At 49.2% G+C, this 14,531-nt stretch carries 9 protein-coding genes and 1 pseudogene; 2 read left to right on the top strand and 8 right to left on the bottom strand.

All coding sequences use genetic code 11. The features are described from left to right. The first annotated feature begins 136 nt into the window (after positions 1–136). A complete protein-coding gene (locus tag ACOCF6_RS00310; protein ID WP_482458391.1) occupies positions 137–1,051 on the top strand; it encodes a PAS domain-containing protein in 915 nt (304 codons plus the stop codon). A 211-nt stretch (positions 1,052–1,262) separates the two neighbouring features. Here ACOCF6_RS00310 and rbr read toward each other — a convergent pair whose 3' ends face one another. The 5 genes and pseudogenes from rbr to istA form a co-directional block, all read right to left on the bottom strand. Then, on the bottom strand, positions 1,263–1,799 hold the full coding sequence (gene rbr / locus ACOCF6_RS00305) for a rubrerythrin (protein WP_482458390.1): 537 nt from the start codon (positions 1,797–1,799) through the stop codon (positions 1,263–1,265). A 97-nt stretch (positions 1,800–1,896) separates the two neighbouring features. Continuing rightward, positions 1,897–4,092, bottom strand: coding sequence for a catalase/peroxidase HPI (gene katG / locus ACOCF6_RS00300; protein WP_482458389.1), 2,196 nt, complete (start codon positions 4,090–4,092; stop codon positions 1,897–1,899). A gap of 41 nt (positions 4,093–4,133) precedes the next feature. Beyond that, positions 4,134–4,571: a Fur family transcriptional regulator gene (locus ACOCF6_RS00295; RefSeq protein ID WP_482458388.1), complete on the bottom strand. Its 438-nt coding sequence runs from the start codon at positions 4,569–4,571 to the stop codon at positions 4,134–4,136. Positions 4,572–4,657: 86 nt separating this feature from the next. Then, the gene (gene istB, locus ACOCF6_RS00290) at positions 4,658–5,386 is read right to left on the bottom strand and encodes an IS21-like element helper ATPase IstB (RefSeq protein ID WP_482458387.1); all 729 of its coding nucleotides are present in this window, start codon (positions 5,384–5,386) and stop codon (positions 4,658–4,660) included. Positions 5,387–5,402: 16 nt separating this feature from the next. After that, positions 5,403–6,920 (bottom strand): annotated as a pseudogene (istA, locus tag ACOCF6_RS00285) (IS21 family transposase); the annotation flags it as partial. A gap of 269 nt (positions 6,921–7,189) precedes the next feature. Here istA and ACOCF6_RS00280 point away from each other — a divergent pair. After that, the gene (locus tag ACOCF6_RS00280) at positions 7,190–8,134 is read left to right on the top strand and encodes a sigma-54 interaction domain-containing protein (protein ID WP_482458386.1); all 945 of its coding nucleotides are present in this window, start codon (positions 7,190–7,192) and stop codon (positions 8,132–8,134) included. A 193-nt stretch (positions 8,135–8,327) separates the two neighbouring features. Here the strand turns inward: ACOCF6_RS00280 and ACOCF6_RS00275 are convergent, their stop codons facing one another. The 3 genes from ACOCF6_RS00275 to ACOCF6_RS00265 form a co-directional block, all read right to left on the bottom strand. Beyond that, positions 8,328–9,707, bottom strand: a complete 1,380-nt coding sequence (locus ACOCF6_RS00275; RefSeq protein WP_482458385.1) for a hypothetical protein — start codon at positions 9,705–9,707, stop codon at positions 8,328–8,330. 214 nt (positions 9,708–9,921) lie between these two features. Further along, on the bottom strand, positions 9,922–10,254 hold the full coding sequence (locus ACOCF6_RS00270) for a hypothetical protein (RefSeq protein ID WP_482458384.1): 333 nt from the start codon (positions 10,252–10,254) through the stop codon (positions 9,922–9,924). Then, positions 10,244–14,425 carry an RHS repeat domain-containing protein gene (locus tag ACOCF6_RS00265; RefSeq protein ID WP_482458383.1) on the bottom strand — a complete coding sequence of 1,394 codons (4,182 nt, stop codon included), beginning with the start codon at positions 14,423–14,425 and terminating at the stop codon, positions 10,244–10,246. Before ACOCF6_RS00265 ends, ACOCF6_RS00270 begins: the two co-directional genes overlap by 11 nt. Positions 14,426–14,531 lie beyond the last annotated feature (106 nt).

The raw sequence follows: 14,531 nt of genomic DNA, 5'->3' as shown, positions 1-14,531 counted from the left end.
AGAGAAGAGAAAATTAGTAATGGAATCTACAATGACAAGTACCTGTTTAAAAACAACCGCTGAACTTCGTTGCCATGCAGAAGAGGAGTTGCGCGCGAATACGACTAAATTGCATCATCCCCGCACTAAGGAACCGATGCAACGACTCGTCCATGAGCTTGAGGTCCACCAGATTGAACTGGAGATGCAAAACGAAGAGCTGCATCGGGCCCAGGAGGAGATTAAGTCCTCACGGGACAAGTATGTTGAACTGTATGACTTTGCACCAGTCGGCTATTTCACCTTTGATACGTGCGGACTGATACGGGAGGTAAATCTTGCCGGCGCGAAACTGCTGGGAATAGAGCGGAGCATGCTGGTCGATAGACTCTTTAGCAGTTATATTGCAGATGCAGACGGGAGGGAGGGTTTTTCCAGGCACCTCGAACGTGTTGTACAAAGTCAGGACATACAGAGATGTGATATCAGACTCACGGGAAATGACGGCAAAGAGATCCATGGCCAACTACAGAGTGTCACCGTGGGCGCTATCGAAAGTAAGGATGGTTATATCTTTTCCTCAATCGTTGATGGCACAGTTGCCAAACAGCTGGAAAGGGATATCCAGGATGCTCGTAATTATGCCGAGAGCATTGTAGAAACCGTGCGCAAACCACTTGTGGTTCTGGATTCCGACTTGAAAGTTCTCACAGCTAACCAAAGCTACTACTGTACATTTAAAGCAACGCCCGAGGAAACTATCGGGAGTATCATTTACGACCTCGGCAACCGACAATGGAATCTTCCCGGTCTGCGGGTGCACTTTGAGAAAGTCCTCCATCATGATACCGTGTTCAATAGCTATGAAGTCGAGCATGATTTTATTGATATCGGCCGCAAGATTTTTCTGCTCAACGCCCGGGAGATTTTCCGGGAACAAATCGGCTCACACTTTATCCTCCTGGCCATGGAAGACATTACCGAACGCAGGCAATTGGAAAAGGATCTGCAAAATTCACATGACAAACTGGAGGTAATTGCGTATTCCGGTGAATCCGACCAAAGAAACTGACGTGATGCCGACCGGTGTTCCGGTCTGATGCCGACCAGCGAACCACTGATGCCGACAAGTTGGTAGTAATATCGCGAGGCGTTTATTGTTTTGTCACAATTTATGTGAGCTCCCCACTATCCAGAGGGGAGCTCTTTCTCAAAATAACCACATCTCTTTGCACCAAATCATATTTGATTCAACCATGTCAAACCATATCGCTTCATGAGCATTAATAGTGATCTTCAATCAGCTCAAAATATGCCTGCGGATGCTTGCAGACTGGGCACATTTTTAACGCTTCCTTGCTTTCATGAATGTGACCGCAGTTGCGGCATTTCCATCTGGCAGTTTCACCCTTCACGAAGAATTCTCCGGTTTCAACCTCTTCCAGCAGTTTGAGGTAGCGCTCCTTGTGCGCTTTTTCGATCTTGCCGATAGCCTCAAAAACATAGGAAATGTCGTTAAAGCCCTCTTCCTTGGCTTCCTTGGCCATGCGCGGATACATTTCTGTATGTTCCTCAAATTCTCCCGCTGCCGCTGCTTTCAAGTTGTCTATTGTTGAGCCAATACCGTTAAGGTATTTAAAGTGCAGTTTGGCGTGCTCTTTCTCATTATCAGCAGTTTCTAAAAAATATTCCGCAATTTTTTCATACCCTTCCTTTTTGGCTACTGAAGCAAAGTACGTATACTTGTTTCGAGCCTGTGATTCCCCGGCAAAAGCCTCCATAAGATTTTTCTCTGTTTTGGTTCCTTTGATTTCTGGCATGTGGTATTCCTCCGGTAATTTTATTCCTTCATGGCGCGCATGATCAGGTTGAAGTATTCTTGAGTGCCAACAAACCCCTTGAGACGCTTATGTGCGATCAGACAAGGTCGAAACGGTCAAGGTTCATTACTTTGTCCCAAGCTGCCACAAAATCGTTCAGGAACTTTTCCTGAGAGTCCTGACATCCATAAACTTCTGCCAAAGCCCTGAGTTGGGAGTTTGAACCAAAGATGAGGTCAACACGGGTGCCGGTCCATTTGAGTTCACCAGTTGCGCGATCACGTCCCTCGAACAGGTCGTCGGCATCCGAAGCCGCCTTCCACGTGGTGCCCATATCAAGCAGATTCACGAAGAAGTCATTATTGAGCGTTTCTGGTTGCTTGGTGAAAAGTCCGTGTCGGGACTGTCCGAAATTGGTATTTAATACGCGCAAACCGCCAATGAGTACCGTCATCTCTGGAGCAGTCAGCGTCAGCAATTGTGCCCGATCAATCAACAGTTCCTCTGCCGATACGGCATATTTGGTTTTGAGGTAGTTACGGAATCCATCTGCAGTCGGCTCGAGTACGGCAAACGACTCTATGTCGGTTTGCTCCTGAAGTGCATCCGTGCGCCCCGGCGCAAAAGGAACGGTCACAGCGTAGCCGGCATTCTTCGCCGCTTGCTCGACGCCTGCGCATCCCCCAAGAACAATCAGGTCGGCGAGTGAAACCATCTTCCCGCCTGACTGCTCATTGTTGAACACATTCTGGATTCCTTCGAGGATCTGCAGCACTGTTCCCAGTTGGGCGGGTTGATTGACTTCCCAGTCCTTCTGCGGAGCGAGGCGCAAACGCGCTCCGTTCGCCCCGCCACGCTTGTCGGAGCCGCGGAACGTGGATGCTGATGCCCAGGCCGTCGATACCAGTTGATAAATGGACAGTCCCGAAGCGAGAACTTTGCCCTTGAGGTTGGCAATATCCCGCTCATCAATCAAATTGTGAGTGGCAGCGGGAACAGGGTCTTGCCAGATCAGTTCCTCCGCCGGAACCTCCGGGCCGAGGTAGCGCGAGCGGGGGCCCATGTCGCGGTGGGTCAGTTTGAACCACGCCCTGGCGAAGGCATCCGCGAATTGATCAGGGTTCTGCTGGTAGTTCCGCGCAATCGGTTCATAGATCGGGTCAAAGCGAAGCGAGAGATCTGCTGTGGTCATCATCGGCCGGTGCTTCTTTGAGGGGTCGTGTGCGTCATCTACCATATCCTCATCGGCCACGTCCTTGGCCAGCCACTGGTTCGCGCCGGCTGGACTCTTGACCAGTTCCCACTCGTATTTGAACAGCACATTCAGATAGCCCATGTCCCACTTGATAGGGTTCGGCTTCCAGGCACCCTCGATACCGCTGCTGATAGTATCGCCGCCTTTGCCGCTTCCAAAGTTACTGATCCAGCCGAGCCCCTGCTCTTCGATGGGGGCTCCTTCTGGTTCAGGACCCACATGCGTTGCAGGTCCGGCACCGTGACACTTGCCAAAGGTGTGACCTCCGGCGATAAGTGCAACTGTCTCTTCGTCGTTCATGGCCATGCGTGCAAAGGTTTCTCGAACGTCACGCCCCGATGCCACCGGATCCGGGTTGCCGTTCGGCCCTTCCGGGTTCACATAGATCAGCCCCATTTGTACAGCGGCAAGAGGAGTCTCGAGTTTCCGGTCACTGGCGTAGCGCTTGTCTCCAAGCCACGTATCCTCTGACCCCCAATAAATGTCTTCTTCGGGCTCCCAGACATCTTCACGTCCGCCACCGAAGCCAAATGTTTTAAAGCCCATCGACTCCAGAGCACAGTTGCCGGTCAGAATCATCAGGTCAGCCCAAGAGATTTTTTTGCCATATTTCTGCTTGATCGGCCAAAGCAAACGGCGTGCCTTGTCGAGGTTGACGTTGTCCGGCCAACTGTTGAGCGGTGCAAAACGCTGCGAACCGGAGGATGCGCCGCCGCGGCCATCGCCGGTGCGGTAGGTGCCTGCGCTGTGCCACGCCATACGGATGAAAAGCCCCCCGTAGTGACCGTAATCAGCAGGCCACCACTCCTGCGAGTCGGTCATCAGTGCATAGAGGTCCTTTTTAAGCGCCTCCAGATCAAGTTTTTTAAATTCTGCAGTGTAGTTAAACTCCTCGCCCATCGGGTTAATCATTGTGGAGTTCTGATGAAGAATCCTGAGGTTCAACTGGTTCGGCCACCAGTCCCGGTTCGAGGTGCCACCTCCGGCAACCTGTTTGCTGCTTCTGCCCGTGACCGGGCATTTGCTGTCTGTACTCATCTCCGTTCTCCTTTCACTGTTGTTGAAACATAATGTTACAGTTACTCATTCAAACAATCCTTACAGACACCGTAGATTACGACGTTTCTGGTATCAATCCGACCCCAGTCGTCAATGTTCTCGGGTAGAGGAGCGGTATCGACCTCTTGCCAGATGAAATCAATTATCTTGCTGCATGTTCTGCAAATCAGGTGATGGTGTTGATAGCGGGCTACCTCAAACCGGGCAAGGCTGTGAACGGTATCAACTTTTTTTGCGAATCCATGCTGCTCAAAAGTTGCAAGCGTCCGGTAGACGGTGTCCAGTGACATTGACGGAAAGGCTTCGTGTAGCCTCTGGTAAAGTGCTTCCGCAGTTGGATGGTCCGTTGACAAAGCTAACTCACGATATATTACAAAGCGCTGATTCGTGAACCGTATCCCTGCGTCCCGGCAGGTGCGCTTGAACTTTATAAGGAGGTTTTCTTCAGTGTCTGACATAATGGGTTTGTTACCAGTCTATTTAAGAATAATTCTTATAAAGATACTATCACAAAAAAAGGTTTCGTCAACTTTTTCCAGGCATATTATTGCTTTTTCCTTCTCATAGATTCACCCTTCAGTTCAAGCTTGTAGGCGTTGTGTACCAGCCTATCCAGAATGGCATCAGCCAAAGTAGGATCTTGCATACCATCATGCCAAGCCTTTACCGGTAACTGGCTGGTAATGACACACGCCTTCCGGTCATAGCGGTCCTCAACGATCTCCAGAAGCTCCCGTTGTTCTTCCCGAGTCATGGGAGAGATGAGGAAATCATCCAGGATCAGCACCTCGCACTTGACTATTGGCGCAATGAGTTTGCTGTATCGTCCGTCATGCCTGGATACCGCAATGTCCTGAAGAAGTCGCGGGATCCTCTGGTAGAGAACAGAGTGGCCATCACGGCAGGCCTTTTGTGCCAGTGCACAGGCCAGATAGCTCTTGCCAGCTCCGGTCGGGCCGGTGACAAGTATGTTGTGACGACTCTTCACCCACTGGTTTCCGGCAAGTGACATAACGGTTGAACGATCCATGCCTCGCCCCTGTCTGAAGTCCAAGTCCTCAATAGAGGCAGCAAGGCGGAGTTTTGCATTTTTGAGCCGGTTTTGCATTCGCCGGTTCTCCAAATCAGTCATCTGGTAATCCACGATCAGGCCGAAACGCTCCTCGAAGGTGAGCTGTGCCATGTCCGGGCAGTGCATCTGGTCTGCAAAGGCTTTAGCCATTGCGGCTAGCTTCATGGAGTACAACTTCTCGATAGTCGGTTGTGTCAGCATGCGGTTTCCTCTCATCATTGTAGTAGTCCGTGCCTCTGATATTCTCGTGGGCAACGGAAAGTAATTGTAGCTGTGCGGGTAATGGTTTTTTGTCCAGGTTGTTATCGAGTATCGACTTTATGCTTTTGTAGTTGACGCCTTTGATGTACAGCGCCCGCTCGCAGGCAGCTTCCAACCGCTCTTTGCTAAAGCGTTTTCCCAGAGAAATTATGCCCAGACAGGAATTGAAGCCATGCTCCGGAATCAGTTTTCTTGAGAGAATGGCTGACACAACCTGGGCTGTAGCCTTGCCGGTGCCGGCAGCCCAGGAGATCAAACGCTCCGGTGTCCATTCAGCGTACACCCGGTGAGACCTCGGCATATGCTCCGGGATGGTCGTATATCCTCCCTTTACTGATGACTTGGGATGGGATGTCACGCGGTTTCCCTTATGGAAGCATTCGACTGTTGTCTCGGTATAGCGGATCTCCAGTTGTTCCCGTACAAGGCGGTGAGGGGCGCTGTAAAAGTGATCGTCCAGCTCAAAGTGATAGTTTATGTTCAGTCGAACCTTCTTGAACTGGGAATATTGATAATGGCTGTCAGGTAACGGCAGCATTGCCGGCCGATCCAATTCTTGGAAACTACTCGTGCGGGTGCCCGGCAATTTCCTGAAGGGACGATTGTTTAGGAGAGCAAGGCGCTCTTTGATTGCGGCATTTGCCTCAGCCAGACTGAAGAAGGTTCGTTTGCGTAATCCGGCAAGGATGAAGCGCTGGACGATCTGAACCCCGACTTCGGCTTTTGATTTGTCTTTTGGTTTTCTGACACGGGCTGGAATGACAGCGACACCATAGTGGGCGGCCATGGCAGCGTAGGTTGGATTTATGTCAGGCTCGTAACGGCAGGTTTTGCTAACAGCAGAAAGCAAGTTGTCGGGAACAATGGTTTTTGGCAGACAGCCAAGGAAGGTAAATGTTCTGGCGTGTGACCCGGTCCAGTCAGGAAGTGACTGTGACCATGTTGCCTCGGCGTAGGTGTAGTTGCTGGCACCCATCACCGCCACAAATACCTGGGCATCCCGAATCTCTCCGGTTGATGCATCGACAATCGGTATAGTTTGCCCGCAGTAGTCAACGAACATCTTTTCGCCTGCCCGGTGTTCCTGGCGCATGGAAAGGTCGAGTTTCTTCTTCCATTTGCGGAACAGTTCGCAGAACTGGGAATACTGATAGCCAGAAGGGTTTTGCTCTTTGTACTCTTGCCATAGAAGCATGAGCGTGAGGTTTTTATGAGTAACAAATTCAGCGTTCAGGGCATGCCAGTCTGGCGGGATGCATTTACGGTGAGATGAACCGGGATTGATTGGGTAAAGAAGTGTCTCCAGTCCCTCATCATCCAGGGCAAATGGTAAGGGCCAGGAAAGATTGGCGGCTGAAGCTCTACAGAGGGTATCGGTGACGGTCGTCTTGCCGATACAGCAAGCGGTGGCAATTGATTGCCTACTCTGGTTACATGACCAGGCTAAACGGAGTATCTCTCGGATTTTTCGCATGGTAACTCTCTCTTGTGGCATCGTTTCCCCCTCAAATAGAATGAGGAAAGGATACCTGTTGAGTTACCTCGCGACTACATCACAAACAACCGGTCGGATTGCTCCGGAACAGCGGTCGGATTCCTAACGGAATACCGGTCGGCATCAAATCGGAACGGCGGTCGGCATCCCGCCGGAATCGCGGTCGGATTCATCCGGAATACGCAGTAATCGTTAATGAGCGAACTAGCGAACTTACTGAGCGGACGAGAGAACTTACCAGTTCGAATGTGCAGCTCACGCAGGAAATAGAGGAGCGCAAGCGGGCGGAAGAGTCTCTCCAGGGTACATATGCAGAAATTAAACTGTTGAAAGACCGGCTCCAGGCTGAGAATATCTACCTGCAGGGGGAGGTCGCCCGGGAGCATAACTTCGGCGAAATCATCGGGCAAAGTAATGTACTCTCGAATGTATTCTTACGGGTCGAGCAGGTAGCGCCCATGAATGCGACCGTTCTTCTCCTTGGCGAGACCGGTACCGGAAAGGGCGTGATTGCCCGCGCCATCCACAACAACAGTGCTCGCAAGGACCGGCCATTAATAACAGTTAACTGCACGACACTGCCGGCGAGCCTCATTGAAAGCGAACTTTTCGGTCGGGAAAGGGGTGCTTTTACGGGTTCTGATACCCGGCAGATCGGGAGGTTCGAGCTGGCCGACGGTGGCACCATATTCCTCGACGAAATCGGAGAATTGCCACTGGAGCTCCAAGGCAAACTGCTCCGAGTCATCCAGGAAGGCGAGTATGAACGGCTGGGGAGCCCCCGCACTCTTAAAACTAACGTAAGGATCATCGCGGCCACCAACCGGAACCTGGAAGAAGAGATCAAGAACGGCAGGTTCCGGGAAGACCTGTATTACCGGTTCAATGTTTTCCCCATCACTATGCCGCCACTCCGGGAACGCAAGGAAGACATCCCACTCCTCGTCAATCATTTTGTTGCCAAATTTAACAAGAAAATCGGCAAGAAGATTGAATCGGTGTCTAATGACACTCTGAAGACCCTTCGGGAATACCATTGGCCCGGCAACGTGCGGGAGCTGGAAAGCGTCATCGAACGGGCGGTGATCATCAGCCAGGGGACGACTCTGCAGGTATTGGACCGGTTCGATACGTTTCGTAAAACAGAAGAAATGGCTGGCCAAAACTTCAAAACCCTCGTCAATATGGGGTAACCCCAACATTCGTGCAACCAGGGGCCATTTGTAGAAATATCGAAGTCTGGGGAGGAAAGGGAAAAAAGTCAGACATGGTACTTTTGGCTAAAACCGCGAAGGGTACTGGGATTTCAATCAAACCAGCTTATTGAGACAACCCAACATTCTTGCAACCAAGTATCAAATTTGCTCGCGTCTTCAATGAACAAATTCAATCATCATTGTGACTGTCTCGGTGTTTATCGCGTTTGTCACGGTCGTCATCCTTGTCCTTGTCATGACCATGTTTTTTGCTGTCCTGGTTCTTATTTAGGATCACGACAGGTCCGGAAGTCAGGGGCGTGTTTGGAACCGCAGCAGCGGTGGTTGCTTCGGTTGACATCATCATTGGTGCGGCGGGCGCGGGAGCGTCACTGCCGATGATGGCAAGGTCCTTGACCCGTACCGATCCCAGCTGGATGATAAGTGGGTTCATGAGTTTCGTTGTGCCGACAACATTCAAGTAGGTACTGTCATACCCCCCCTGCAAGGTAACATCAATTGCCCTGGAGGCGGTCACTCCTTCGTTCAAGGTAATCCCCCAGATATTTATGACATCGCCGGTCAAGGCATGATTGTAGGCTTCCTGGAGCGATGTATAAAAAGTTCCGGATACATTGATTTGCTTTGTCGTATCGATATCAAACGTTGCGGTAGCTGTTGTATCTGAATCCAAGGTTACCTGGCAGTTTGTACCTGCGCAGTCCCCGTTTGACAAAGTCCAACCGTTGAATAGGGAATATTGGTCAGGAGCAGGCGACAATGTGACCAATTCTCCGGTGGGAAACGTCGATGAACAATTCGTGTTACATGCGATACCTTCAGGTGAACTGGTAACAATCCCGCCACCAGTGCCGATGAAATTGACCTGTAATGTTGAAATCGATGTTGTGAAACCGTATGAATTCCCCGCAAGCTGGTAGACAGGAAAGTATGCGCTGGTGATTGAGAGATTGTGGTGGCTAGCGTCGTTACTGGATATGCCGCTGCCAGAATCCTGGGCATTTGCGGCGCTGAACGACTTGTAATCGATGCGGATGTCGCCGTTTCGGAATAGGACAACCTCGAAGTTGTTCGGCAAGGCAAACCCTTGATCAGTATAGGATTCAGCCTGCCATTCAATGACAACTCGTTCTCCCTGGGGCAAATCGGTCTTGTGCTGTACAAATACTCCACCATTGAAATATGACGTAAGATCATTGTTCCAGGCAGAGATAACAGGACCGGTGGTAGACAAGGTGAACGAGTTTGTTGAACTGGCAGGACCGAACCAGATGTTTCCGTTGGTATCCACCGTGATCTGGCTGTAGGCTTGGCCATAGAATGTAAATGAAGGCCATGTTTGAGGAAGTTGATAGGCCAGAAAGGCATCGTCACCATAGACATAATCATACTCTGAGGATGTGTCCGCGATCACCCCGGAGTCTGCACCGTCCCAGGATGGAGTGAGTCTCTTGTTCAAGCCGTAGATACCATCTGTGGCGGCAAATATATTGAGAGAGGCTGACATAATCAAGAAGAGTGCGGCCATCATTATAGCGAGTGGTTTCATGTATGGTGCTCCCTGATCAGGATTGTTGCCCTTCTTGTTTCAAGAGATATTCATCTGATAAAATATTCAGTGTTTTCTCGACGGTAGCCTCTGTAACGTGCTGACTTTTCGATACTTGTTTAACTAACTTTCCTGCTCTTATTTGTCAGCTCTCCATTTCCAATTCAAATAGAACTTAACTAAAACAAGTGCTGCGTCACCGTCACTTATTGCTTTATGGGGTGCTTTTAGTACACTGGGGACTCAAAGACACTGAAATGCCTTCATTTTCGCTAAATGAAATTTGCATTCCCTCAATTGATGCAAGAATTATAATACTCCAAAATACAGGGGTTATCATTGCGTAGAAAGCAAATGGAATTAAATATTTTTTGTCTAGCTTCTTGTCGCAATAAACATTCACATATAAATGATTAACATACAAAATCATCGCCTTAGTTATTATTTTCAATTTCCATCCATCAACGTGAATAGATAATTGTTTATTGCTTTTAACTGAATCGTAGCCTTTTGAAAAAAAATCTTTGTCGTTGATATTAATGTCCATAGTTAGTCACCTGGCACATAAGGTATAAGGCAACGCAAACAGCCACTACAGGTCCTTTATATGGCCCACATCTAGAGGCACCCCTCATGCATGCATCAAATATAGCTTTACAACCTCCCCCCGGTTTTTGTGGTGGCATTGGTGGTAGTTTGGGGGGTGGTGGAAGAGACGGTATTGTTGGTGGCGGTTTTGGTAATGGTGGTAATGGTTTACTAGCGGCCTCTCCTGTCGGATCAATCCAGTTAATTGGATTGTTTTGGACATAAGCAAAAAGGTTTACATCACCTCCGTCAAACCCAATCAAATCTTTTTGGATGAAACGCCCTTCTCTCGGATCATAGTATCGTGCCCGGTAGTAATAGAGACCAGTTTCACTATCATACTCCCTTCCTGTATACATAAAACTGTTGCGGAAAGCAGCCATGTATTTGGGTACACCAAAGCTGTCGTAGCTATAGGTCTGAACCGGCGTTGCCGAATCGTTGGTTATAGTGGTGATACTGCCAAGCCCGTCGGCGTGAAAATAGTAATAAGTGCCGTCTCGATCCATAGCCAGGTGTTCATCGACACCGGGACCGTGGATGTAATAGGTTGTTGCGGTGCCGCTGTTGTCAGTATAGTACTCTGCAGCAATGTTATTTTCATCGTACAAGTATTGCCACGTACCAATTACCTTCGGAACATCATTGATGAGAAACGTTGTCAGTTTCTTCTCGATCCTCCTATCAAACGGATCGTATTTGAAATCAACAGCCCTGCTTTCGATAATGTCGCCATTATTGTTCTTCTTGTAGATGAGCACCTGTGTCAGTCGGTTCTCCAGGTCCCAAGTCAGCGTCCAACCCTTGTCCGGGGCATTGGGGATAGTTCTGCTTGTCTGATTTCCGGCGTCGTCATTGTCATAACCGAATTGTCTGCCGTGGGTCATGCGGTTGGCTGCGTCATAGGCGTAGGTAACGAGCGGCAGCGATTCCTTGGGACCGGGACCGCCCGTCTTGTTGCCGACATCATCATAGGTGAATTTTTCCGAGCCTTTGGGGGTGTCGGTCTGGGTCAGACGGTAGATTTCGTCGTAGTGGTAGGTTTCGGTGAAATTGGGTGTGATCTTGCTCTTGCGGTTGCCGGTCTTGTCAAAACCGGAGTAGTTGGCAAAAGTGATGTTTGCTGTGCTGGTGGAATGATTGATCTTGGTGAGCCGGTCCAGGTCGTCGTATTCATGCTTAACAGTGGCACCGTTGGGATAACTGATGGTGTCCCGGCGACTCAACTTGTCGTATAGGTAAGTGAATATCTTGGTCCCGGCTGTGATGATCCAGGGACGGTTTGCGTCGTCGTATTGGTACGAGATAGAGCGGGAGCCGGTTGTACCGCTGTAGGTCACCTGTTTCCGCTGCCCCAGCTTGTCGTACTGTTCGTAACTGACCGTCCGGTTATTGGTGTTGTCCTTGACGCTCTTTAGTCTGCCTTTGTAACTGCCGCCGCTATAATTGCTGAAGGTATAGCTGATGTTGGCGTTACTGGCGGTCTGGAGCCTGCCGTTGCTGTCGTAGCCGTATGATGCGTTGGGGGTGGTGCCGTCAGCGTAGATTTTTCCGGTTATCTGCCCCCGGTTATTATAGTTGTATGTCACTTGAAGGACATCTGTCCCTGAGGAAGCGTTGTACTTCTTATCGAGCTTACCGTTGGGGTGATAGGTGTAATGATACTTTTTGCCCATGGGGTCGGTCTCGTACTCAAGGCGTCCGGCCTTGTCATAAGAGTACGATGTGGAATGCTGGTTTGCGTCCTTGACTTCCGTGAGCTTGTCAGCGCCATTGCCACATGAGGGGCAACCTGAACCGCCATAGATCAGGTTGGTGTCTTTCTGGAGGGCATCGGAGATTTTGGTGGTCTGGCGGTTGAAGTCAAAGACGTACTTGGTTTCCTTTAGTTCTGCGTCCTTGACGGAGTTCACATTGTCGTTGCCGTCGTAGCCGTAGGTAGTGACGATGTCCGGTTGTCCGGTCGTGACATGGGTAGTGACAGTGTACAGGCGGTTGCGGCCATCATAAACCGATATAACCGTCTTGCGCAATACTCCATCCTTGTCCAGAACCGCATACCAGACGTTATTGCCATTGGCGTCATAGGCCACATTGGTTCCGCTCGGGTCGTAATAGCTGGTGGTAACGCCATCGGGGGTGACAATAGATTTCAGGAAACCGACTACCTTGGCCGCCTGATTTGCTGGTGTATCCTCGTAATAGCTATAGATGGTCTGTTTGGGGTTGGCACCGCTCTGATTAGCGTCGGTAATATCCTTGATCTTGCCGTTACTGTAGTACCGAGTGACAGTGGTTGCCTTAGTTGGGTCGGTTACGGTTGTCACCAGATAACCATTGGCGTCAACAGTATAGGTGTAGGTCGTGGTAAGGACGTTCGGTCCACGCTTGTCGTCAACTCTGGTGATGAGGTTCTTGAAGGCGGGATTAGAATTGGTCAGGTCATAGGTATAGCTGAAAGCAAATCTGCTATTGATACGGCTATCGCTTGCAGGATTAACGACCAAGTCGGGGTCAATGCTTAATGCGGCTGTATCGAGTGGCTCTGTCTCGTTAGTGACATTACTCATGGAATCATAAGTATAGAACGTAGTGTAACTGATGCCATTCACTGGTGGGGCCGTAACGGATTTCGTCAACCCGGTGTTCTGATAATAGGTATAACTGGTGGTGCTATTGAGCGGGTCACTCTTGCTGCGTACATTCTCATTTAAATTGTCGTAAGAAATCAGCCAATTGTTTTGATCTTTATCGGTAAGGGTAAAGTTTTTTATCGGGATATATGACGTTTTTTGGTCGGAAATTATGACCAGTTGTTGTGGAAAATATTCTGGGAGTTTTCCTGCAGAAGCTGGGGGAGCAAAAGCGTAATGACGGTTTTTCTGGTTAGGGTCTTTGGCATCGGAAACCTTTTGATTTGTATCATAATTATAAGTGGTGATGAACTGACCAGGATCTGTCTTTGTTTCTAGTAATCCGTTGGAGGCATTATAGGTGTACTTCCACTGATCTCCTCCGGGGAGGGTTAAGGTGTCGAGTTTGCCGCTGGGATAGGATAATGTGTAATCTATTTGATTCGGATCTGTGATGGTTATCAGTTTGCCGCTGGTGGGGTCGTAGCCAAAAGAGACAGTTCGGTTGCTTGGATCGGTAACACTGGTCAATTTCCCGGAAGTTGGGTCATAGTTAAAGGTCACGGTATTGCCGTACTTGTCCACTAGGGTACTGATTTTTCCTGACGTATTGAAGTTGCGTTTTAGCCCATCAGGTTCGGTGATGGTCCAAGTGCTGTCGCCATTTTGGACCAGGGTAGAGTAATCGCCTTTGGGGGAAGAATAAACGCCTATCGGCTGAAAGGTAGTCTTGTCAACGCCATACCGGTTGTATACTCTTCGTATTCCGTCAATCCATAAGACCTTGGAACTAACAGCACCATCAACAAGTGACATTTCAGCGGAGTGGCTCCAACCGTTACCGATAGTGCTTGGTGCGAATGGATTGCTGCGGTAATGAAACGAAATATCCAAGGAAAGCGGCAAACCGCTATTCACAGAAAATACTTTCTGATCATGGCTGAGACGGCCCGTGCCGAGGTTTACAGAAGATCCCGCAGCTTGTTCATTTCCGTTTTTACATCCATTAAAGTCGCCCCCTTGGCAATCAAGGGTAGGAGGGACTTGATAGATAGGCGTTATGAATATGTTGTCAGTGTACACTTGACCAGAAGTGTAGTCTCTCATACTCTTGCCGTCGATTAATCCAGTATAATATTGGTAGACCCCAAGAAAATAAGTTCCCTCCTTATTTCTAAACACTCTGTGGTTGTACCATATAAGGTCATCTCTTATGATGTTGGGTTTTATATTGTAATTAAAAGAATAATTATCGGGATCAATTACTACCTGTCCGCCAACACATTTGATAGCTCTTCTGCGGAATAATAATTCCGTGTTATCATTCATTCCATCAGGAACACAGGAGGAAGCAATTATTTCTGATCCGATAATATCGAGACCGGTTTGTGGATCACAACTGGTAGCAAAAGAAGTTGAAATTTGAGAAAACAGTAGAAGGCTGACAAGACAAAGACGGTAATAGACGGAGGCGATACCGGGGAATCTACTCGGCATATCAAAACTCCTTTGGCAGGCAGTTATGTGAGAAAGGCAGCAATTAACGTGCAAACTATCACTGAGGAACATTAAATTCAACTTTAATTCAGTGTGCTTTCCTGCG

It is taken from the genome of Geobacter psychrophilus, from assembly GCF_056821595.1.
The sequence above is the reverse complement of the archived record's forward strand: the minus strand, read 5'-3'. Positions and strand labels throughout refer to the sequence as shown.